The organism is Mesorhizobium sp. AR10, assembly GCF_024746795.1.
Taxonomy (GTDB): Bacteria; Pseudomonadota; Alphaproteobacteria; order Rhizobiales; family Rhizobiaceae; genus Mesorhizobium.
This window is the reverse complement of the sequence record NZ_CP080523.1, coordinates 468,524-483,843: the sequence shown is the minus strand read 5'-3', so window position 1 is coordinate 483,843 and position 15,320 is coordinate 468,524. Positions and strand designations below refer to the sequence as shown.

Below are 15,320 nucleotides of genomic sequence, written 5' to 3'. Positions count from 1 at the left end.
ATGAACTGCCAAGCCCGTATCCCGATAGGAGCCTAGAGAAACCGCCAATGCACATCGTAATCTGCATCAAGCAGGTGCCGGACTCGGCACAAATACGGGTCCATCCGGTGACGAACACGATCATGCGCCAGGGTGTTCCGACCATCATCAACCCTTATGACTTGTTTGCCCTGGAAGAAGCACTCAGACTGCGCGACGCTTATGGTGGCGAGGTCACCGTGCTCAGCATGGGTCCGCCCATGGCAGAAGACTCGCTACGCAAGGCGCTCGGTTACGGAGCCGATCGGGCGGTGCTCTTGACCGACCGTTATTTTGCCGGCTCGGACACGCTGGCGACCTCCTTCGCTCTTTCCCAAGCAATAGCGAAGGTTGGCGAAACGTTTGGCCCGCCCGACATCGTGTTCACCGGCAAGCAGACGATCGATGGCGACACCGCCCAGGTCGGGCCTGGCATAGCCAAGCGCCTCGACCTCCAACAACTCACCTACGTCGCGAAAATCGGCTCCATTGATCTTGCTGCCCGCGAGATCGAGGTCGAGCGCCGCTGCGAAGGCGGCACGCAGATGCTGAAGAGCAGGCTGCCTTGCCTCATCACCATGCTGGAAGGCACAAACGAGATCCGGCGGGGCTCGTTCGAGGACGCGCTGTGCGCCGCGCGCAGTCAGATCGTCAAGTGGACTGCGGTCGCCGCTGGCATTGAGGACCTTACCAGATGTGGGCTGCGCGGCTCGCCGACGGTCGTCAAGCGCGTTTTTGCCCCGACTGCGCGGGCGGAAAAAGCGGAGCAAATCGAGACCGCGGAGAAGACCTTGCGCGATGCCGCTGACGAACTCATCGCCGCAATCTTCACCCGTCAGCCGCCGCTGGAACATGAACTCGCCTTCAACAACGGCGCGTGACGGCCAGGAGTAGACAATGTCGACAGCGAATCGAGAACCCGCTCGCCCTGCCGCCGGCCGTGCCGGCATAAAGAAAGAACTGCCTGACCGTTTCAAGGACTACCGGCACGTCTGGGTCTTCATCGAACTCGAACGTGGCCAAGTCCATCCCGTGTCTTTCGAACTGCTCGGCGAAGGCCGCAAGCTGGCCGACAAGCTTGGCGTCCAGCTTGCGGGCGTCGTGCTCGGACCGCCAGGAGAAGCCACCTGGTATGCCGTTGCCGAGGCGTTCGCTTATGGCGCCGACCTTGTCTACATCGCCGAGGCACCGCTGCTCGCCGATTATCGAAATGAGCCGTTTACCAAGGTGATGACGGATCTGGTCGATACCCACAAACCCGAGATCCTTCTTCTCGGAGCGACCACGCTCGGCAGGGATCTTGCCGGGTCCGTGGCGACGACCTTGCAGACCGGGCTCACGGCCGACTGCACCGAACTTGACGTGGATACCGACGGTTCGCTCGCGGCTACCCGTCCGACTTTCGGCGGTTCCCTGTTATGCACGATCTACACGCTCAACTACCGGCCGCAGATGGCGACAGTGCGGGCGAGGGTCATGCCCATGCCGCAGCGCACGGATAAGCCCGTCGGGCGTATCATCCAGCACAAGGTATCTCTGGCCGAGGACGAGATCGTGACCAAAGTCCTCGGCTTCCTGCCTGATAGCCAGTCGGCAAAGGCAAATCTCGCCTATGCCGACGTCGTGGTTGCGGGAGGCCTTGGCCTCGGCGCGGCGGAGAACCTGCAGCTTGTGAAGAATCTCGCTCGAGCAATTGGCGCCGAACATGGCTGTTCGCGCCCGCTGGTCCAGAAAGGCTGGATGCCGGCTGATCGACAGATCGGCCAAACTGGCAAGACCATCCGGCCGAAGCTTTACATTGCGGCGGGGATTTCCGGCGCCATTCAGCACCGGGTTGGAGTTGAGGGCGCCGATCTCATCGTGGCCATCAACACCGACCCGACCGCGCCGATTTTCGATTTTGCCCACCTCGGGATCGTGACCGATGCCATCCGCTTCCTGCCCGCGCTTACGGAAGCCTTTACCCGGCGGCTGTCTCCGCACAGTCGCGACAAGCTTGCAAGCTAAGGAAACGGATATGATCGAGGAGAAATTCGACGCCATCGTCGTCGGGGCCGGCATGTCCGGGAACGCAGCTGCTTACATCATGGCAAGCAACGGCCTGAACGTGCTGCAATTGGAGCGCGGTGAATATCCGGGCTCCAAGAACGTTCAGGGCGCCATCATGTACGCGAACATGCTGGAGAAGATCATCCCCGATTTCCGGGATGATGCGCCTCTTGAGCGGCATCTGGTTGAACAGCGGCTTTGGGTGATGGACGAGACCTCCCACACCGGGATTCACTATCGGTCGGATGACTTCAACGAGGCAAAGCCCAACCGCTACACGATCATACGCGCCCAGTTCGACAAATGGTTTTCGCGCAAGGTGCGCGAGGCCGGGGCGACGGTTCTGTGCGAGACGACCGTAACGGAACTCGTCCGTGATGCCCAGGACAAGGTGGTCGGCGTCCGCACGGACCGGGCCGGCGGGCCGATCTTCGCGGACGTGGTCGTTCTCGCAGAAGGTGTCTCGGGACTGCTTGGCACGCGCGCCGGCCTGCGCAAGATGCCGAAACCAGAAACCGTGGCGCTCGCCGTAAAGGAAATGCATTTCCTGCCCGAAGAGGTCATTGAGCAGCGGTTCGGCGTCAAGGGCGATGAAGGCTGCGTCATCGAGGCGGTGGGGACGATCTCCCGCAGCATGGCTGGGCTCGGCTTCCTCTACACCAACAAGGAGTCAATCTCATTGGGCATAGGCTGCCTCGTCTCCGATTTCGCCGCGACGATGGAGAGCCCTTACGTCCTTCTCGATGCGTTCAAAAACCACCCATCGATCCGGCCGCTGATCGCCGGCTCTGAGGTGAAGGAATATGCCGCGCATCTCATTCCCGAAGGCGGCCACAAGGCGATTCCGCAGCTCTTTGGCGACGGCTGGGTCGTGGTCGGTGATGCCGCCCAATTTAACAACGCGATTCACCGCGAAGGTTCGAACCTCGCCATGACCTCCGGCCGGATCGCGGCTGAGGCAATCGTCGGGGTCAAGCGCCGCAACAATCCGATGACCAGACGAAACCTCACCATCTACAAGACCATGCTGGACAACTCCTTCGTGGTCAAAGACCTTCGGAAATACAAAGACATGCCGGCCTTGATCCACACGAATTCCAGCAACTTCTTCACGACTTATCCGCGCTTGATATCCCTGGCCGCGCAGAACTTGATGCGTGTCGACGGCACACCGAAGATTGAAAAGGAAAAGGCCACCACGCGCGCCTTTATCAACGTGCGTTCTCGCTGGGGGCTGGTCAGCGACGCGGTCCGCCTGGCATTGGCCTGGCGCTGAGGGAAGACAGGATGACGATCGCAGTGACGAATTTACGCGTCGAGGACAAGCTTTACCAGAACCGCTATCTGGTCGATCCTGGCCGGCCGCATATCAAAGTGCGACCGCACGAGAGCCCGAGCGCGAACTTGCGCGCGCTTACCCACATCTGCCCGGCGAAATGCTATGAGTTGAACGACAAGGGTCAAGTGGAGATCACCGCCGACGGCTGCATGGAGTGCGGCACTTGCCGGATATTGTGCGAGAGCAATGGCGAGATCGAGTGGAACTACCCGCGCGGCGGCTTCGGTGTCCTCTTCAAATTCGGGTGATCGGCGATCGCACCGTTTCGGCTGCACCTGAAATGCAAGCAAACGCCAAAGCATTTTTTAGACCGATCTCGCAGTTTGAGAGGAGCTCATGAATTCTGTGCTTTCGAATTTCAGAATCCAAAATGGCGCATGGAAGGAGCACTCTGGAAGACCCCTGAGGTGTTTCCATGGCTCTCATGCCGAGCGATAGGCTCGAAGAAGAAGGACCTTCGAACACCCTGCCTGAACCACGGATCAACTCCATCCACGAACCGGACATCTCCCTCAGGGGATTCTACGAAATATCGCAGGTCCTGACTGCCCCCACCCGGCTTGAGATTACCATCGCCAATGTCGTGAATACCCTTTCTTCATTTGTGCAATTGCGCCATGGAGCCATCGTCGTCCTGGACGCCGAAGCAGCGCCGGGGATTACCGCAATCGTCGGCAGTTCCCACCCATCTCAATCAGAAATTGGCCGCGTCATACCGCAAGCCGCGATAGACCGGATCGTCGCTACGGAGGCGCCGCTCATAATACAGGACGTTGGCAAGTCCGAACTATTTCAGGCTGAGGTTCAGCCGTCTTCGAGTGGCGGCACGATCCCAATTGCCTTCATCGGAATCCCGCTAGTAGCCGAGCACGAGATCCTTGGAACATTGTCGATCGACCGCGTCGGTGAGGGCGAGAGCATCTCTTCCGGCGACGAGGACGTACGGTTCCTGACCATGGTGGCCAACCTTGTCGGCCGCACCATTCGTCTCCATCGTATGCTGAGTATGGATGGTCAGCGATACATTGAGGAGCAAGGGCGACCGGAGAAGTCGTTCGACGAGAACAGGGCCGACGCAGCCCGGCATCGGCATATCAAAATCGACGGGATCATCGGGGAAAGTCTCGCGCTCAAGCGGGTACTCGAAACCGTCTCGGTCGTGGCGAGAACCAATTCCACAGTGCTTCTGCGGGGCGAAAGCGGCACTGGCAAGGAATTCTTTGCCCAAGCCATCCACAAGCTTTCAGCCCGGGGGAAGAAGGCTTTCGTCAAATTAAACTGCGCAGCACTGTCTGAAAGCGTTCTGGAATCAGAGTTGTTTGGGCACGAAAAGGGCTCCTTCACCGGGGCTATCTCGCAGCGCGCCGGCCGCTTCGAACTGGCAAATGGCGGAACGCTGCTACTTGATGAAATCGGCGAGATTTCGCCTGCTTTTCAAGCCAAGCTGTTGCGCGTCCTGCAGGAAGGCGAACTAGAGCGAGTCGGCGGCACGAGAACGCTTCAGGTCGATGTCCGGCTCATATGCGCCACCAACAAGGATCTTGAGACGGCTGTCTTAAATGGGGAGTTCAGGGCCGACCTTTATTACCGCATCAATGTCATGCCAATCATCCTACCCCCGCTCAGAGAGCGCGCCGGCGATATTCCACGCCTTGCGAACGCGTTCCTCGAGCGGTTCAACAAGGAAAACCATCGCGAGCTCGCCTTCGCGCCGCTGGCGCTTGACCTGATCTCGCAATGCTATTTCCCTGGCAATGTCCGCGAGTTGGAAAACTGCGTTCAAAGGACAGCGACACTTGCGCGTTCGACGACGATCACTCCATCGGATTTCGCTTGCCAGAACAACCAATGCCTTTCTTCGCTTCTCTGGAAAGGAGCCGGCCCTTCGCATGGCGGCAATGCCACGGACGAGCTCTCGAAGATGCCGATCCGGCGCATCGAGGCCCCGGAAGGGTTCTCGCCCGTGAAGGCCTGCGATCCCAATGATCCCGCTTGCCCCGCAAAGGGCCGGCACCTGACGGAACGCGAGCGGCTGACCGACGCGATGCAGAAGGCCGGTTGGGTTCAGGCCAAGGCGGCTCGTGTCCTGGGCCTCACGCCGCGGCAGGTCGGCTACGCTCTGCGCCGGTATGGTATCGAGGTGAAGAAATTCTAGCCAGGCGTGCTGGCGACTTCAAACGTCAGTTCGGAGTGTCGTCCTCACGCTGTGCGTGCCCAGGACGCGGTGCCTCCTCGACCCGATTGGCTTGTGCGCTGTCACAAGCCGGACAAAATTGTGCCGGAGCAAACCGACAGAATGCGACACGCAGAGCCAATCGGGAACTAGAACCGCTCTTTGAGCCGGCATAACTCTTGCGCCTTGAACTGCGACGTTACCAGCAACGGAGCCGTTTGATGTCCGCACCGACAATTTCGCTTCAGGGCCTGACCAGCACGACAGTCTTCGACGAGTTGCTGGCGACCGCGAGGTCCGGTGGCTGCGCATCGTCAACCTGCGGCGTGGCGGGAAAGCCGGAGGACATGGATCCGGCTGTCTGGGACAAGATCAAGGATCACCCGTGCTTTTCGGAAGAAGCGCATCACTTTTTCGCGCGCATGCACGTCGCGGTCGCACCGGCCTGCAATGTCCAGTGCAACTACTGCAATCGCAAGTATGACTGCGCCAACGAAAGTCGGCCTGGGGTCGTTTCGGAAAAACTGACACCCGACCAGGCGCTGCGCAAGGTGATCGCGGTCGCCAACGAGGTGCCGCAGCTTTCCGTACTCGGGATCGCCGGACCGGGCGATGCCTGTTACGACTGGAAAAAGACAAGGGCAACCTTCGAAAGCGTCGCCAGAGAGATCCCCGACATCAAGCTTTGCGTCTCAACCAATGGGCTCGCGCTGCCTGACCATGTCGCCGAGCTCGCCGACATGAACGTCGATCACGTGACTATCACCATCAACATGGTCGACCCGGAAGTCGGCGCAAAGATCTATCCTTGGATCTTTTACGATCATCGCCGCTACGCCGGCATCGAGGCCGCCCGAATCCTGCACGAGCGGCAGATGTTGGGCCTGGAGATGCTCACCGCGCGCGGCATCCTCACGAAAATCAATTCGGTGATGATTCCCGGCGTCAATGACGAGCATCTGATCGACGTGAACAAATTGGTCAAGGAGCGTGGCGCGTTCCTGCATAACGTCATGCCGCTGATTTCCGACCCGGCGCACGGTACGCACTACGGCCTGACTGGGCAGCGCGGTCCAAATGCAACAGAGTTGAAGGCGCTTCAGGATCGTCTCGACGGCGGCGCCAAGTTGATGCGCCACTGCCGGCAGTGCCGGGCCGATGCCGTCGGCCTGCTCGGCGGGGATCGTGGCCAGGAATTCACGCTCGACCGGATTGCCGGCAAGGACACCTACGACTCCAGCAAGCGCGAGGCCTATCGACAGGTGGTCGCGCACGAGCGCCGTGATCATGTGGCGGCCAGGAGCGCGGCGATCGGAATGGTCAAGGCAGCAGGCTCCGGCAAGTCCCTTCTCGTCGCGGTGGCGACTAAGGGGGGCGGCCGTGTCAATGAACACTTCGGTCATGCAAGGGAATTCCAACTTTTTGAAGCCTCGCCGAAAGGGATCAGCTTTGTTGGGCATCGCAAGGTCGAGCAGTATTGCGTCGGAGGCTGGGGCGAAAAGGCCACCCTCGACGGCGTCATCGCTGCGCTGGATGGCATAGACATCGTGCTCTGCGCCAAGATCGGAAATTGCCCGAAGGATCAGCTCGCGGAAGCGGGAATCCGAGCAACGGACGCTTATGGTCATGACTACATCGAAACCGCAATTAGCGCAGTTTACGCCACCGCGTTTGCGATCGGACCACTGGCTGCAACGGCCTAGCCGTCTCATTCCAATCCACCAGGAGTTAAAATGGCTTTCAAGATCATCGCGTCCCAATGCACCCAATGCGGCGCCTGCGAGTTCGAATGTCCCTCTGTAGCGATCAAATTCAAGGGCGAGGCCTATGTGATCGATCCGAACAAATGCACCGAATGCAAGGAGGCCGCCGACACGCAGCAATGCGTATCGGTATGTCCGGTGCCGAAGACCTGCGTCCCTGCTTGACTCCGTTTCGGCTTCGCCGCGACCGCGTCGCCTCAGAAGGAGGCTCTAACTCGAAAGGAATGAATCGCATGTGGCTCGGACGCGAACAGGACATCGAAATCCGCAAGCCTCCGCGATTTACGCCGGGTGAGCGGGTGCGTGCCACACGACACATAAAGAATGACGGCACCTATCCTGGCAGGGAGATCGGCGAAAACCTCGTGCGGAAGGGCGACGAAGGTTATGTGCGCGACATTGGCACCTTTCTCCAGCAGTTCTTCATCTACGCGGTCGAATGGATCGATCGCGGCACGGTGGTCGGCATGCGAGCGCGTGAACTGATGAGCCTCGACAAAGCGGAGGCTCCTTGCAGTGCCGAAAGCAGTGCCCGTGAAGGAACGGCTCGATGAAAGTCATGATCCGCAGGACCGGTGCTGGCTTGTCGGCGTATCTCCCAAAGAAGGATTGCGAAGAGGCCATCATCAAGCTGGAGAACGAACATTTGTGGGGCGGGGCCATAACACTCAGGAACGGCTGGCAGTTCGTCCTACCCGACCTTCCGCCCGATACGCGTTTGCCGATCACCGTCGAGGCAAGAAAGATCTCCGACGAGGACTGATGTTGCGGGTGGAAGAGGGTGCGAGAGCAATGAGCATGAACACGATCCTGAACTTGGGCCACCTCGTCGTCATCCAGGGCAGTTTTGCCGAAAAGCTGCTTGACCTTGCGCGCAACGCGCTCGGGGCCGATGAGATGATCCCATATCTCGGTCCGGGCCTTCTCCGCCTCAGTTCCGCTGAACCGTCGGTACCGTGCACGCCGGAAGCCGTCGCCGCGGCGCTAAATAGCCGGGCGCCAGCCCCTTCAAAGATTCGCACCAATATGTGGTCCGTCGCGCAGTTCATCGAACAGCGCCGGCATCGCCGGACGCTTCAGGCATGGATGGCGGAGATATTCGCAGCGCCGGCGGCGCCGACTGTTCTCCACACCTGGCTCGCGAGACTGCCGCTCTCCCTAATCATCGATAGCTGGTACGACAGTGCCATGCGCACGACCCTCGCAGAGGCCGGTCGAACGGACGTCGTTGAGATACAAGGCGTCACGCGGGCGAACGAATTCGGTGACATTTGGACGAAAGCCTACGACTTGTCTGGGAGCGAACTCGAACCCGGATCAGCCGCAAAGACGGTTCTCTATACGCCTCACGGCAGCATTAGGCCGGCCGCAAACTTTCTGGTCGCGGATTCCGATTATGTCGAAGTGCTCACCGAGATCGATCTCCAGACGCCGATTCCTGATGTGGTGAAGGAACGGCGCACCTATCGAGGCCTTTTCTTCGTCGGTTGCCGTTTCAACGATCAGATGCTGCGCACCTTCGCCCGACAGATCATGAAGCGCTCCAAAGGGCCACACTATGCGGTGATGGATGCGGCAATACTGACCAAGAACGAACGCCGTTTCCTTGCGGCAAGCGCAATTACGGTCATCGATATGCCCTTAGGTGAAGCCGCTGCTCGCCTCGTCGGATCGGGCACTGCTGTAGATGGTGGCCAAGATTTTCGTTAACGGGCGTCGTTAGTTGTGGGTCTCTCGCTTGCCTCAGGAAGCGTCGGAATTCAGTCTGGAACATACACGTGGGTACTGATGCAATTGGCGGCGCGACGAAGCCTCTGAATTCGTCCAAGCATGAGCAAGCGGCCGGGTGGGGCCGTGGCTTCAGCACGCTGCTGCGCATTACCCGCATGAATTTGCGGAACCGGTGGCAGGTCGCCTTCGCTTTCGGATCGACGATCGTAGCGGCAATCCTCCAGCTGCTCATTCCCCAGCTTCTCGGCCAGGCTGTCGACCACACTCAGGTAGCGATTGAGGGCGGTATTGCGGCGATCCCCGCAGAACAAGCGCTCTGGACTTCGGCTCTCCTGCTGCTCGCCGCGAGTACGCTACGCGGCCTGTTCACGATGGCGCAGAACTATTTTGCGGAGGCCGTCGGGCATCACGTCGCGTACGAACTGCGACTTGCTTGCTACGACAAGATCCAACGTCTCAGCTTTTCTTTTCACGACCGGGTTCATTCAGGCGATCTAATCACCCTCGGCATGCTCGATCTCGACGGCGTGCGGATGTATTTTTCCACCGCCCTGGTTCGTATGCTTCTGCTCACCATGCTGATGGGCATCGGCGCCTACACGATGATATCAACCGACCCGGTGCTCGGGGTGATCGCGCTGAGTTTCGTCCCTTTCGCAGCCTGGCGCTCGTCGGTCACACAGCTAAAGCTACGCGCCACCTGGCTCGACCTGCAGGAGCGGCTTTCGGTTCTAGGCCGCGTGATGGAGGAGAATCTCGCAGGCATCCGCGTTGTCCGCGCGTTTTCGGCACAGGCCTATGAGATGGTGAAGTTCGACCGCGCCTCGAAGAACGCGCTCGCCCTCGCCCACGAGCAGGTTGACGTCTACGTGCCCAACACGTCGGCGATGACGCTGTCATTCTTTTTGGCCATGGGGTTGGTCCTCTGGATCGGTTGCAACAAGCTCATCGCGGGCCAAATCAGCGTCGGAACGCTCGCCACGTTCCTTGCGTTTATGACCATTCTGCAAATGCCCGTCCGGCAGATCGGCCTAATGGTCAATGGCTTCGCCCGCGCTTACACTTGCGGCTCGCGCCTCTTCGGTCTGCTCGACCAGGACATCACGATCAGGGATGCTTCCGGCGCCAAACCGCTCGAGATCAGTGAAGGCACTCTGAGCTTCAATAATGTCTCGTTTGTATATCCCGGCACCGGAAACCGCCCCATTCTGAAGAATATCAGCTTTTGCGCCCGTAGAGGCGAAACGATCGCTATCGTCGGTCCGCCGGGTTCGGGCAAATCGACAATCGCTCACCTGATCGCCCGCTTTTATGACGTCACCGGGGGCACCATCACGCTTGACGGGCAGGACATCCGCGCGGTCACCCTTGCCACACTTCGCAAGGAAGTCGCAGTCGTACAGCAGGATGCATTCCTGTTCACTACCACGATCGAGAACAACATCGCTTATGGCGATCCCTGGGCGAAAGAACAGCGAATCGAGCGCGCCAGCGAATCCGCCCAGTTGCACGATTACATCCTCAGCCTCCCCGCAGGCTACAAGACGGTCGTTGGCGAACGCGGCGCCACCCTCTCGGGCGGCCAGCGCCAGCGTCTCACGATAGCTCGCACAATGATGCTGCGCCCATCAATCGTCATTTTCGACGACTCAACGGCCGCGATCGACGCCGCCACTGAGCAGCGCATCCGCGCGGCGATACGGCGATTCGCCAAGGATAGGGTGACGATCATCATTGCCCACCGGCTGAGTTCGCTCAGGCACGCCGACCGGATCCTGTTTATTGACAATGGCGAGATCGTGGAACGCGGCACCCATCAAGAGCTGTTGGCTAAGCGAGGACGCTATAAGGCCCTTTATGATCTCCAGTTGCGCCCGGAAGATGACAGTGCGATCACGCACAGAGGCGCGCCCTGATGACCAAGGGGCACGCCGCCGAACTTGAAATCGAACCTAATGACGGCGGCGGACGCCCCCCGCACGCGGTGGTCGGCTCCCACCGCATCAAGGAGGAGATGTTCGGCAGGGCTTTCGACAAGAGCATCGTTCGACGCATCTGGACTTTCGTTCGTCCCTACCGTGCTAGGGTAGTCATCTCGAGTGCCGCATTGCTGATCTTCGTCGGCACGCAGCTTCTCATCCCCCTGATCATCCGCCGCGCGATCGATCACGCCATAACTCCGGCAGGCGTTGATCGCTCCGCCCTGCTCAGGGCCGCCGGCGCGTTTGCGCTCGCTATTCTGGTTAATTTCGGCGCCGCCTACGCGCAGGAAACCGTAGTCGGAAAAATGGCTGACAACGTCCTCTTCGATATCCGCCGCGCAATGTTTGCCCATCTGCAGAAAGTTTCGCTCTCCTTCATGGACAAGACCGAGGTGGGACGCCTGATGTCCCGCCTTCAAGGCGACGTTAGCTCGATCCACGAATTCGTCGAGACCTCAGTCTATTCCGTAGGAGACATTGCTCTTCTCTTCGGCATCGTTTTCGTGATGCTGTGCCTCGACTTCCGCCTCGGCTTCCTGACACTCTCGGTCTTGCCGGCCCTGTTGATCACCCGCATCGTCTGGCTGCCGCGTGCCCGCGAAGCCTTCATGGCGGCACACGAAACCAATTCGGTCGTCAATGGCGCGCTGGCGGAAGCCATTCATGGCGTGCGCACCGTCCAGTGCATGGACCGCCAGCAGATAAATTTCATGCTTTATGACGACAAGGCGCATGCCGACCTCAGTGCTCACCTGACCGCTGCCAAGTATGCACAGGTGATGGTGCCGATCGTCGATGGCCTCACCGGGCTCGCCATGGCTATCGTCATCGTGGCCGGCGGCTCCATGATCATGAATGGTCGCATCGACTTGGGCGTTTTGGTCGCCTACCTATTCTATATCCAGCGCTTCTTTGACCCAATTCGCTCCCTTACCCTCCAGTATTCGGTCATGCAGCGCGCCATGGCCTCCGGCAAGCGGCTGACCGATGTGCTGGACGTTAGGATCGATGTTCAGGACAAACCGAATGCCAGAGTGCTTTCGCCGGAAATGGATGGCTCGGTCGAGTTCAGGAACGTCACGTTCGGCTACAATCCCGGCCATCCGGTGCTGAAAAACGTTTCCTTCAGGGTCATGCCCAGCGAGACGGTCGCTTTGGTCGGGCCGACCGGTTCTGGTAAATCGAGCGCGATGGCCCTCGTCCACCGCTTCTATGATGTTCAGCAGGGCCAAGTGCTGGTCGGCGGATACGATGTGCGAGATCTCACCCAGGAATCGCTCGGCCGAGAGGTCGCCATGGTGCTGCAGGAGCCGTTCCTGTTCACCGGGACGGTCTTCGAAAACATTCGCTACCACAAGACGGATGCCACGTGGCACAACGTGATCGAGGCCGCCAAGGCAGTCGGCGCCCATGACTTCATTATGAGCCTTGCAGACGGATACGATACCCAGCTCGGCGAACGCGGCGGCAACCTTTCTCTCGGCCAGCGCCAGCTTGTCAGTTTCGCGCGTGCTCTCGTTGCCGACGCCAAGATTCTCGTTCTTGACGAGGCCACCGCCAATATCGACAGCTACACGGAAATGCTGATCCAGAAGGCTCTTTCAAAATTGCTTAAAGGCCGCACTGGCCTCATCATCGCCCACCGGCTCGCCACGATCCGCAGTGCCGATCGCATCATCGTGCTTCAGAACGGCCAAGTCTTTGAGACCGGAAACCACGACCAACTAACGGCCCTGGGTGGGCTCTATTCCAAGCTATACAATCTCAACTACTCATCCTTCGACGACATTCCCGAAAAGAAATCCGATACGGGGGTACAAGCCTCCTCTTCGACCTAATGCAAACTTCTGCGCTGCGACACCAATTGATCTCCAAGCGAATTTCTTGGTCTCGTTGGCGCCTGCCTCTTCCATTTGGCGCATGGCCCCACTGAAACACCAGCGCATGAATTGTCTTGGTTATTGGCTTAGTCGTCCTTTCACAGACGCTTGATCTCGATGCCGTATTTCCTCAGCACGTAACCAATCTGGCGCGGCGTCAGTCCAAGCAGGCGTGCCGCCTTCGCCTGGACCCAGCCACATCTTTCCATCGCTGCGATGACACGTTCGGCATCGGTCGTTCTCGCACCATTTAAGTGCACTGCGCCGGCAGGGCCCAGCGGCGGCTCCCCTGCGGTCTCAGGCGGGACTGCGACGGCGGCAGAACTCCCGGCAGCAGCCGGCGGTATGGCCGGAACCACTGGCACCGGCACGATCGGCCGGGGTTGCAGCGCGAGTTTGCCAGATTTGGCCTTATGCAGCGCCGCAGCGAAGCATTGGCCCTGGTAGCATGCAAAGTCGTCTCTCCCGATTGATGGTCCCGCGGCCAGCACCGCTGTCCGATTCACGCAGTTTTGGAGCTCGCGAATGTTGCCGGGAAAATCACAGTTTATCAGCACTTCAATCGCACTGGGATCGAAGGTCAGCATACTGCCGTTCTCACCGTTGAAATTCCTGAGAAACTCGGCTGCGAGGAGCGAAATATCACTGCGCCTTTCGCGTAGCGCCGGCACCAGCAAGTCAACCACACTGATGCGGTAATAGAGGTCCTCACGAAACTCATTGCTGGCAACTGCCTCTTCCAAGTTCTTGTTCGTGGCGGCAATGATGCGAACATCGACTTTAATGGTCTGGTTGCCGCCGACGCGCTCAAACTCCTGCTCCTGCAGCACGCGCAAGAGCTTTGCCTGGAACGAGGGCGAGATCTCGCCGATCTCGTCCAGGAACAACGTCCCCTTGTCGGCGAGCTCAAAGCGCCCCTTGCGCGAGTTGAACGCGCTTGTGAATGCACCCTTCTCATGACCGAACAATTCGGATTCCAGGACTGTCTCGGTCAGCGCCGCGCAATTGAACTTGATGAAGGGCCGCTTGGCGCGCGGCGACAACTCGTGGATAGCCTTGGCGGCCAGCTCCTTCCCGGTACCGGATTCGCCTCGCAACAGAACCGTAATCTTCGCCTTGGCCACCCCGGCGACCTTCTCGAGCATACCGTGTAGCGCCGGACTGTCGCCAATCATCCCCTTGACGTGAACCTTCTTACGCTCTCGCGCAGGATGCTTGAGCTCGCGGAATTGCCTTTGCAGCCGCTCCTTCTCCGCCATCGGTTGCTCGCGGTCGCAGGCGAATGAGCGATGCAACTTCACTGCCTGTCCAACCAGGTTGGCGATCGCGGGTAGCAGACGGAGGTTGTAATCGAGCCAAGATCTTGACCTGTTGTCCAGTATGCGGTCGATGGTCAGCGTGCCCACGATATTCGCATCGACGCGAATGGGAACGCCGATGAAGGACACTGGCATGTTGTCGGAGACCCCGAGCACGTCCGTGTCGGCGGCACTGAAGGCCGAATGCACCGCTATGTTCTCGGCGTAGAGGGGCGTGTCCGTCGTCACAATCTGGTCGATTGCCTTCCGCGGCAGGTACATCCGGCTGCGCTCATCGCAGCTCTCGCTCCAGCCGGCGCCTATGGTAATGTCCAGTTCGCCATCACCGTCGAAGAGAGAGATCATGCCGTGCCGCATCTGCACAAACGACCGCAGAAGATCGACGACCTTGGCCAACGCGACTTCGAGCCGAGAGTCGGCGGTGAGTGCTTTCGATATTTCGAAGATCCCGGTAAGCGTGCTCTCCTGCGAGGGCACAATGGGGACCGCGTTGTTCGTCTCGGGCTCTGAGCTAGCCCTTTTCGCGTCCTGAAGCGATATGCAGCATGACGGCGTCTCCCCGGCACTCTGTTCGGATTCACGAGCATTGTCTGAGTCTAGCATGTCATCCTCGATCTCGGGCCGCGAAAAGCAACACTCGCGCAATATGGCCTGCAACGCCGCAGCGCGTAGACGCTCCCGTTAAGTGGCGTGCCGCGTTTCAGGCTCCTCCCGAGCGCAACCATACTTTGGTCTACAGACGGGAAGGAGGGAAGCTAGTCAACCGAGCTTTCTTTCATTTGTGAAAGTAAACTCGACGCCCATGAGAGAATCCCATCATGTAATTTTCGGGCAGGTGGCAGGTGGATGTAACGGCCGTGCTCGTCGCTGCCAAGGCTACGGACCTGCGGCCTCGCGCGGGCCCACTACGGCCGCTTCGAATGGCTTCGTAGAAGGCGCAGGCTGACGATAAGCACAACGTCCACCGCACTCCCTGCGCATGGAAAGACCTCGTAACTTTTCGTGTTTCCTTGAGTAGGCGCCTAAGCACACATCGAGCTGACGCGATATAGCTTGCGCAGATCAG

The 15,320-nt window shown here is 59.4% G+C and carries 13 protein-coding genes; 12 read left to right on the top strand and 1 reads right to left on the bottom strand.

From position 1 onward, the window contains the following. Positions 1-47 precede the first annotated feature (47 nt). The 12 genes from LHFGNBLO_RS02320 (at position 48) to LHFGNBLO_RS02265 (ending at position 12,893) form a co-directional block, all read left to right on the top strand. Positions 48-899 carry an electron transfer flavoprotein subunit beta/FixA family protein gene (locus LHFGNBLO_RS02320; protein WP_258599908.1) on the top strand — a complete coding sequence of 284 codons (852 nt, stop codon included), beginning with the start codon at positions 48-50 and terminating at the stop codon, positions 897-899. Between the two features lie 16 nt (positions 900-915). Next, entirely contained in the window at positions 916-2,025 is a 1,110-nt protein-coding gene (locus LHFGNBLO_RS02315; protein ID WP_183455287.1) for an electron transfer flavoprotein subunit alpha/FixB family protein, read from the top strand. A gap of 10 nt (positions 2,026-2,035) precedes the next feature. After that, positions 2,036-3,343 (top strand): FAD-dependent oxidoreductase, encoded by a 1,308-nt coding sequence (locus LHFGNBLO_RS02310; RefSeq protein WP_258600534.1) that lies wholly within the window; start codon positions 2,036-2,038, stop codon positions 3,341-3,343. An 11-nt stretch (positions 3,344-3,354) separates the two neighbouring features. After that, the gene (locus tag LHFGNBLO_RS02305; protein WP_183455289.1) at positions 3,355-3,654 is read left to right on the top strand and encodes a ferredoxin family protein; all 300 of its coding nucleotides are present in this window, start codon (positions 3,355-3,357) and stop codon (positions 3,652-3,654) included. Positions 3,655-3,821: 167 nt separating this feature from the next. Then, positions 3,822-5,561 (top strand): nif-specific transcriptional activator NifA, encoded by a 1,740-nt coding sequence (nifA, locus tag LHFGNBLO_RS02300; protein WP_258599907.1) that lies wholly within the window; start codon positions 3,822-3,824, stop codon positions 5,559-5,561. 239 nt (positions 5,562-5,800) lie between these two features. Continuing rightward, positions 5,801-7,282, top strand: a complete 1,482-nt coding sequence (gene nifB / locus LHFGNBLO_RS02295; protein ID WP_258600533.1) for a nitrogenase cofactor biosynthesis protein NifB — start codon at positions 5,801-5,803, stop codon at positions 7,280-7,282. A 30-nt stretch (positions 7,283-7,312) separates the two neighbouring features. Next, entirely contained in the window at positions 7,313-7,507 is a 195-nt protein-coding gene (locus LHFGNBLO_RS02290) for a 4Fe-4S binding protein (RefSeq protein WP_183455291.1), read from the top strand. Positions 7,508-7,575: 68 nt separating this feature from the next. Further along, the gene (locus LHFGNBLO_RS02285; RefSeq protein WP_183455454.1) at positions 7,576-7,896 is read left to right on the top strand and encodes a nitrogen fixation protein NifZ; all 321 of its coding nucleotides are present in this window, start codon (positions 7,576-7,578) and stop codon (positions 7,894-7,896) included. Next, positions 7,893-8,105: a putative nitrogen fixation protein NifT gene (gene nifT / locus LHFGNBLO_RS02280; protein WP_183455292.1), complete on the top strand. Its 213-nt coding sequence runs from the start codon at positions 7,893-7,895 to the stop codon at positions 8,103-8,105. The genes LHFGNBLO_RS02285 and nifT overlap by 4 nt, the downstream gene beginning before the upstream one ends. 35 nt (positions 8,106-8,140) lie before the next feature. Next, on the top strand, positions 8,141-9,052 hold the full coding sequence (locus LHFGNBLO_RS02275; RefSeq protein WP_258599905.1) for an SIR2 family NAD-dependent protein deacylase: 912 nt from the start codon (positions 8,141-8,143) through the stop codon (positions 9,050-9,052). 68 nt (positions 9,053-9,120) lie between these two features. Next, complete coding sequence (locus LHFGNBLO_RS02270) at positions 9,121-10,989, top strand: ABC transporter ATP-binding protein (protein WP_258599903.1); 1,869 nt, start codon at positions 9,121-9,123, stop codon at positions 10,987-10,989. After that, on the top strand, positions 10,989-12,893 hold the full coding sequence (locus LHFGNBLO_RS02265; RefSeq protein ID WP_258599902.1) for an ABC transporter ATP-binding protein: 1,905 nt from the start codon (positions 10,989-10,991) through the stop codon (positions 12,891-12,893). The genes LHFGNBLO_RS02270 and LHFGNBLO_RS02265 overlap by 1 nt, the downstream gene beginning before the upstream one ends. Positions 12,894-13,033: 140 nt before the next feature. On the opposite strand, the gene nifA (LHFGNBLO_RS02260) is transcribed toward LHFGNBLO_RS02265, so the two are convergent. Then, a complete protein-coding gene (gene nifA, locus LHFGNBLO_RS02260; protein WP_258599900.1) occupies positions 13,034-14,857 on the bottom strand; it encodes a nif-specific transcriptional activator NifA in 1,824 nt (607 codons plus the stop codon). Positions 14,858-15,320 lie beyond the last annotated feature (463 nt).